Origin of the sequence: Streptomyces glaucescens (genome assembly GCF_002154375.1) — a bacterium.
Taxonomy (GTDB): Bacteria; Actinomycetota; Actinomycetes; order Streptomycetales; family Streptomycetaceae; genus Streptomyces; species Streptomyces glaucescens.
Genome location: NZ_MUND01000664.1, coordinates 1 through 2,335 on the forward strand (window position 1 = coordinate 1; position 2,335 = coordinate 2,335).

Genomic DNA, 2,335 nt, shown 5'->3' on the forward strand with positions numbered 1-2,335 from the left:
ACCAAAGAGACAGAACCTAGATGGGCTGCGATGCGCGTAATCGTCCGTGCGTTGTCCTCGAACAGATGCGCCTGCGTGCCCGCTGCCTGAGCAGCCTCAACATTGACTGCGAAATCGTCAATGAACAGACAGCTCTCCGGCCGCACCTCCAGGCTGGCGCATACGGCCTCGAAGGCACGCGGGTCCGGCTTCTCGACGCCAATCTCGTGCGAGTACACGATTTGCTCGACCAGTTCGTCGAAGTGATACAGCGCCGTCTCCCGCTCCCGGGCGCCGACGAAGCTGTTGCTCAGAATGCCCAGGCTGCAGCTTCCCCGCAGCCCACGCACATAAGCGATGAGCTCCTCGTTAGGCGTTCCCAAGTACTCCGCCCAGAGATCAGCCATGAAGGCTTCAACCTGGGGCGCGTCGAGCCCCAAGCGTGCTGCCACCTGCTCGTGGACCACTCGTTCACTGATACTCCCGACGCTCCCGGCTTGCCACACGTCGCGCAGCCGCTCATCCACAGTGCCGAGCGGCAACTCCAGCCGCTCTTCCCAACGCTGCACCCACCCGGTTTCCGGCGTGATCTCCAGCACGCCACCGATATCGAGAATGACGCAGGTCGCCGTCACTCGAACTCCCCCTCTTCGTCCTGCCCGGCTGGCGAGCGCACACCGCTCGCTCATTTGATCTACGGAGACACTGTCGCCCTTCCCTCTGGGGCAAGGTCAAGCGATCTTGAAACCTTGTGGCAGCCCTGTGGCGAACCGCCGGCACGACTCCGCTACTTCGGCAGGTGCCTTCAAAACTCGGGTTCTGGTCCAACTTCTGTGGTGTGCCTACTCCCTGTGAACGTTGATCTTGCTGGCCCCTTTCGCGAGGTCGTCTGGAAACCGCCGGTACCGACCTCGTCTGGGCTGATGGTTCTGGGCTGTGCGGGAGGTACTGCTCCGGCTGGAAGAGCTGCTTGTCCTGTCGGCTCCGGGGATCAGGGTGGTGTCGGTGCAGGACGACGGAGAGGTGGTCCGAGTCGGCGTCCGATGTCGGACGGCCAGGGCTCGGTGCCCGGGCTGCGGGAACTGGTCGGGACGGGTGCACGGGTCCTACCTGAGGTTCCCCTCTGACCTCCCGGTGGTGGGCCGGCGGGTGGTGCTGTGTCTTCGTGTCCGGCGCTTCATGTGTGCGAAGACCTCCCCTGCGGCGGACGTTCGTCGAGCAGGTCGCGGGCCTGACCCGGCGGTACAGCCAGCGCACCGTTCGAATGCGGTCAGTGCTGGCCGAGGACGGCCTCGCGTTGGCCGGTCGTGCCGGTGCCCGACTGGCCGACGTCTTCCGTGCGAGGGTCAGCCGGAATACGGTCCTGCGGCTGGTCGATGCCCTCCCGGAGCCCAAGCCACAGGTCCCGCGCTGGTCGGCGTCGACGAGTACGCGATGCGCAGGGGCCGTGTCTACGGGACCGTGCTGGTCGACGTGGAGACCCGCCGGCCGGTAGACCTGCTGCCGGATCGAGAGGCGGGCACTGTCGCGGCCTGGATGGCCGAGCGCCCGGGGATCGAGGTCGTCTACCGCGACCGCGCTCCATTCTTCGCCGAGGACGCCAGCATCGGGGCGCCCACCGCGGTCCAGGTCGCCGACCGGTTCCACCTGTGGCGCAACCTCGGCGAAGCGGCCGAGCCGTGTGTCTCCCGCCACCGCTCGTGCCTCCGCGCGTCCTTCGCCGAGTCGGCGCCGGAGCAGGTTCCGGCGTCGGCGCCGGCGCCAGCCGAAAACGGGTCGCCATGGCCCAAAGGGCACCGGTTCGCCGACCGTACCCGCGCCAAGCACGCCGCTTTCCACGCGCTGCTGGCCGCTGGCCACAGCCGACGGTCGGTCCAGCGCGAGCTCGGCATGACCTACCGCACCGTCCAACGGCTAGCGCGTGTCTCTTTGATGGGTTGGTCAGTTGATCGGATGTGTCCGTCCGATTAGTGATCACCGAAGCGATGTGGGACCGGATCGAGCCGCTGATGCCGGCGGATCCGGTCCGCGGGCGGCGATGGGCCGACCACCGCCGCACCCTCGAGGCCATCGCGTGGAAGTACCGCACCAACTCGCCCTGGCGGAACCTGCCCGACGAGCTCGGCTCTTTCCAGACCGCTCACAAGCGGCTGATCAGATGGGCCGTGGACGGCACCTGGGAGATGATCCTCACCGCCGTCCTGGCGGCGGCGGACGCCGACGACGACATCGACTGGACCGTGTCAGTGGACTCCACGGTCGTTCGAGCTCACCAGCACGCTGCCGGAGCACTCAAAAAGGGGCGGCACGCACCGGCGAGCCCGCCGATCACGCGCTCGGACGCTCCCGCGGCGGG

Annotated in this window: 2 protein-coding genes and 1 pseudogene; 2 read left to right on the forward strand and 1 reads right to left on the reverse strand. The window is 67.4% G+C overall.

Annotated features, from left to right (window positions below; translation table 11 throughout):
• A partial coding sequence (locus tag CCN42_RS34310; protein WP_107427689.1) for an HAD family hydrolase occupies window positions 1-614 on the reverse strand: 614 nt, incomplete at its 3' end.
• 388 nt (window positions 615-1,002) lie between these two features.
• Between CCN42_RS34310 and CCN42_RS45750 the strand changes: the two genes are divergently transcribed.
• Window positions 1,003-1,950, forward strand: a complete 948-nt coding sequence (locus tag CCN42_RS45750) for a transposase (RefSeq protein ID WP_281259549.1) — start codon at window positions 1,003-1,005, stop codon at window positions 1,948-1,950.
• Window positions 1,935-2,335, forward strand: a pseudogene (locus tag CCN42_RS34320) (IS5 family transposase); the annotation flags it as partial. The gene CCN42_RS45750 and the pseudogene CCN42_RS34320, both read left to right, overlap by 16 nt.